The 4,232-nt window shown below is 64.9% G+C and carries 4 protein-coding genes; 2 read left to right on the plus strand and 2 right to left on the minus strand.

What is annotated here, in order from left to right; all coding sequences use genetic code 11:
* The first annotated feature begins 52 nt into the window (after positions 1–52).
* On the plus strand, positions 53–1,933 hold the full coding sequence (locus AC16XC_RS04295; RefSeq protein WP_484033408.1) for a monovalent cation:proton antiporter-2 (CPA2) family protein: 1,881 nt from the start codon (positions 53–55) through the stop codon (positions 1,931–1,933).
* A 65-nt stretch (positions 1,934–1,998) separates the two neighbouring features.
* Here the strand turns inward: AC16XC_RS04295 and infC are convergent, their stop codons facing one another.
* Positions 1,999–2,517: a translation initiation factor IF-3 gene (gene infC / locus AC16XC_RS04300; RefSeq protein ID WP_484033409.1), complete on the minus strand. Its 519-nt coding sequence runs from the start codon at positions 2,515–2,517 to the stop codon at positions 1,999–2,001.
* A gap of 123 nt (positions 2,518–2,640) precedes the next feature.
* Complete coding sequence (gene pdeM, locus AC16XC_RS04305; protein ID WP_484033411.1) at positions 2,641–3,333, minus strand: ligase-associated DNA damage response endonuclease PdeM; 693 nt, start codon at positions 3,331–3,333, stop codon at positions 2,641–2,643.
* A 45-nt stretch (positions 3,334–3,378) separates the two neighbouring features.
* Here pdeM and hemF point away from each other — a divergent pair.
* Positions 3,379–4,232: oxygen-dependent coproporphyrinogen oxidase (gene hemF / locus AC16XC_RS04310; protein WP_484033410.1), on the plus strand; the 854-nt coding region annotated here is incomplete at its 3' end.

Raw genomic sequence — 4,232 nt, forward strand, 5'->3', positions numbered from 1 at the left:
TCCGCTCCTCTCTCCGCTTGAGGTGCCGGCGGTTCCAATCTAGCACTTGCCGATGGCCGACTTCCTGTTGCTTGCCTCGATCCTGCTCGGCGTCGGCGTGCTGGCGGTGCCGATTGCGACCCGGCTCGGCCTCGGCTCGGTGCTCGGTTACCTGATCGCGGGCATGGCAATCAGCCCGGCGCTGGTCGTGCTCGGGGTGGATGTCGGTTCGTTGCAGCAATTCGCCGAATTCGGCGTCGTGATGATGCTGTTCCTGATCGGGCTCGAGCTCGAACCGCGCAAGCTGTGGGAGATGCGCGGGCGCCTGCTCGGCCTCGGCGGTGGCCAGGTGCTGGTGACGATGCTGGTCTTCGCGGCGGTCGCGCTGCTCACCGGTGAAAGGTGGCAGACGGCGCTGGTGATCGGCATGATCCTCGCCCTGTCGTCGACGGCGATCGTCCTCCAGACGCTCGACGAGAAGGGGCTGATGAAGACCGAGGGCGGAAAGTCGAGCTTTTCGGTCCTGCTGTTCCAGGACATCGCGGTCATCCCGATGCTGGCGGTGATCCCGTTGCTGGCGGTCCCCGAACTCGCCGCCGGGGCCGCCGCCGGCCATGCGGGGGCGGGCGGACATGGCCCTGAGAGCAGCATCCTCGAAGGCCTGCCGGCCTGGCTGTCGGGCCTTGCCACGCTGGCGGCGATCGCCTTCATCGCCCTGGCCGGGAACTTCCTGACCCGCCCGATCTTCCGCTTCATCGCCATGGCCGGGCTGCGCGAATTGTTCACCGCGACCGCGCTGCTGTTCGTGGTCGGCATCGCGCTGCTGATGACGACGGTCGGGCTGTCCCCCGCGCTGGGCACGTTCCTGGCGGGCGTGGTACTCGCCAACAGCGAATACCGGCACGAGCTCGAATCCGACATCGATCCGTTCAAGGGGCTGTTGCTCGGCCTGTTCTTCATCACGGTCGGCGCGGGGATCAATTTCGCGCTGCTGGTCGAGGACTGGCAGAGCGTGCTGAGCTGGACCGCGGTGCTGATCGTGACCAAGCTGGTGGTCCTTTACGTGCTCGGCGGGCTGTTCGGAATCCGCGGACAGGACCGCTGGCTGTTCTCGCTGGCTTTGGCGCAGGCCGGCGAATTCGGGTTCGTGCTGCTGTCCTTCGCGGTGGGCAACCAGGTCATGCCGGCCGCGCTGGCAGAAGAGCTGTTGCTGGTGGTGGCGCTCTCGATGCTGGTCACCCCGCTGCTGTTCATCCTCTACGACAGGCTGATCGTCCCGCATTTCGACCGGGGGCGCGAACGGGCCTTCGATACGATCGAGGACACCGGCGAGATCATCATCGCGGGCCGGGGACGGGTCGGCGGGATCGTCGACCGGATGCTCGACACCGCAGGCTATCGCGCGACCGTGATCGATTACAGTTCGCGCCAGATCGAGATTTTGGGCAAGTTCGGGATCCGCGCCTATTATGGCGATGCGACGCGGCCGGACCTGCTGCATTCGGCCGGCATCGCCAGGGCGAGGCTGCTGATCATCGCGATCGACGACCGCGCGGCCACCAACCGGCTATTGACCCATGTCCTCAAGAACTACCCCCAGGTGCATGTGATCGCCCGCGCCTATGACCGCAACCACGTGTTCGAATTGTGGTCGCTCGGCTGCCGCGACGTCATCCGCGAGACCTATGACTCTTCGCTGCGCATGGGCCGGTCGGCCTACGAGGCGCTCGGCGTTTCGCACAGTCGCGCGCTGGAGATGGCGTCCGCGTTCGAGGAGATGGACCGGCGCTCGACGCGCGATATCGCCGACTATTACGATTTCGAAATCCCGCCGTGGGAAAACCAGCCGATGATCGATCGCGTGCGGGAACTGCGCAAGCAATGGGACCCACTGCTGCAGCAGCAGATGGCCGAAATCCTGGGCCGCGAAAGCCTGGAAGACGAGGACAACTGAGCGCCAGTCGAAAAGGGCGCAGCCTTCGCCGCGCCCCTTCGTGAGTTCGTGATTTTCGGGCCAGCCTATTTCGGCGCCAGCACCATCAGCATCTGGCGGCCTTCGAGCCGCGGATATGCTTCGACCTTGGCGAATTCGGCGACATCGTCCTGGACCCGTTTCAGCAGGTCCATGCCGAGCTCCTGATGGCTCATCTCGCGGCCACGGAAGCGCAGGGTGACCTTCACCTTGTCGCCATCCTCGATGAAGCGGGTGACGCTCCGCATCTTCACGTCGTAATCATGCGTGTCGATGTTCGGGCGCATCTTTATCTCTTTGATATCCTGCGTCTTCTGCGTCTTGCGCGCGGCATTGGCCTTTTTCTGGGCCTCGTAGCGATATTTGCCGACATCGAGGAACTTGCAGACCGGTGGATCGGCATTGGGCGAGACTTCGACCAGGTTGAGGCCGACGCCGGCGGCCTGTTCCATCGCTTCTGCGGTATACATGACACCCAGGTTCTCGCCGTTCTCGTCGATCACGCGAACCTTCTCGGACTGGATGAGATGATCGTAACGCGGCCCGCTCTTGACGGGGGGCGTCATTACTCGCCGTGGGGGAGGTGGTATAAGGCTACTCCTGTTGTCTGTTCGATACGAAGCGCGCGTCTTAGAGGGATTCTAAGGCCAGCGAAAGGGGGCAAACGGACCGGCCCGGCCGGGCTGGCGTCATGCCGCCGCTTGCCAGAGCGGAAACCTGACAAGCCGGTCCTTTGCCTGGACCATGGCGTGGATCGCCAGGGCCGGCTGCATGGCATCGAGGATCGCCGGGTCCGCCGCATCCATCCCCCCGGTCAGCGCGCCGAAGGCCGGGAGGATCATGCGGCCTCCATTATCTGGTGACGTGCCGACCACCGCGCAAGGGCGGCTGATCGAACGGCCGCGCAGCGTCACCTTGAGCTTGGGATGGAAATGGCCCGACAGTTCCGGGCGAGTCTCGCCCCGCTTCGCCTGGTGGCGCAGCAGCAGCCCGCCGACCTCGAGTTCCTCGGCCAGCGTCCCCCCGGCCTTGGCCGAGAGCGCCGGATCGTGGTTGCCGGTGATCCACACCCAGTCGACCGCGCGGGTCAGCGCGTGGAGCATGCCCGCGGCGTGCGGCTCGAGCCGGTCGAGTCCTTCGCTATCATGGAAATTGTCGCCGAGGGTGAACACCCGCTTCGCCCCGGTCGCGCGGATCGCATCGGCCAGCCGTTCGAGCGTTTCGCGGCTGTCATAGGGCGGCAGAAGCTGCCCGTGACGGGCATAAAAGCTCGCCTTTTCGAGGTGCAAATCGGCCACCAGCAGCGCCTGCTCGCGCGGCCAATAGAGCGCGCGGCCAGCCACCAACGCGAATTCCTGACCTGCGAACGAAAGGGGAACCATCACCGTTCCTTGCCGCAGCGGGCGCGCCATGGCAAGGGTTTCTCCATGACCGACTGGAGCGCCCAGACCGAAAAGGCCCGCGACTGGTTCGAAAGCCTGCGCGACTCGATCTGTGCCGAGTTCGAGGCGATCGAGCGCGATGCGGGGAGCAAGGCGACATTCGAATATATCCCGTGGGACCGCGAGACCGCTGACGGCTCCGAAGGCGGCGGCGGCGTGCGCGGGGTGATGAAGGGCAAGGTGTTCGAAAAGGTCGGGGTCAATGTCTCGACCGTGTCGGGCGAATTCGCGCCGGGCTTCGCCGGCACCATCAACGGCGCCGACGAGGACAATCCCGGCTTCACCGCCACCGGCATCAGCCTTGTCGCGCATATGGCGAACCCGCATGTCCCGGCGGTGCATATGAACACCCGCTTCCTCACCACCAGCAAGGCGTGGTTCGGCGGCGGGGCGGACTTGAACCCGCCGATCCCCTATGACGAGGACACCGAAGCGTTCCACGCCGCCTTCCGCGCCGCCTGCATGCGCCACAACCCGACCTATTACGACCGGTTCAAGAAATGGGCGGACGACTATTTCTTCATCCCGCACCGCAATGTCGCGCGCGGAGTCGGCGGGATCTTCTACGACCATCTCGAATGCGAAGACGATGCCGCGTTCGAGCGGCACTTTGCGTTCACGCAAGACGTCGGGAAGGCGTTCCTCGACGTGTTCCCGAAGATCGTGCGCAAGCGGATGGGGCAGAAATTCACCAAGGCGGAGAAGCAGGCACAGCTCGAATGGCGCGGGCGCTATGTCGAATTCAACCTGGTATACGACCGCGGGACCCTGTTCGGCCTGCGCACTGGCGGCAATATCGACGCGATCCTGATGAGCCTGCCGCCCGAGGTGAAGTGGAG

This window comes from Candidatus Andeanibacterium sp. (assembly GCF_057143545.1).

Coding starts and splice junctions, on each gene's coding strand:
- AC16XC_RS04295 (WP_484033408.1), top strand. CDS start 53: ATGGCCGACTTCCTGTTGCTTGCCTCGATCCTGCTCGGCGTCGGCGTG.
- infC (WP_484033409.1), bottom strand. CDS start 2,517: ATGACGCCCCCCGTCAAGAGCGGGCCGCGTTACGATCATCTCATCCAG.
- pdeM (WP_484033411.1), bottom strand. CDS start 3,333: ATGGTTCCCCTTTCGTTCGCAGGTCAGGAATTCGCGTTGGTGGCTGGC.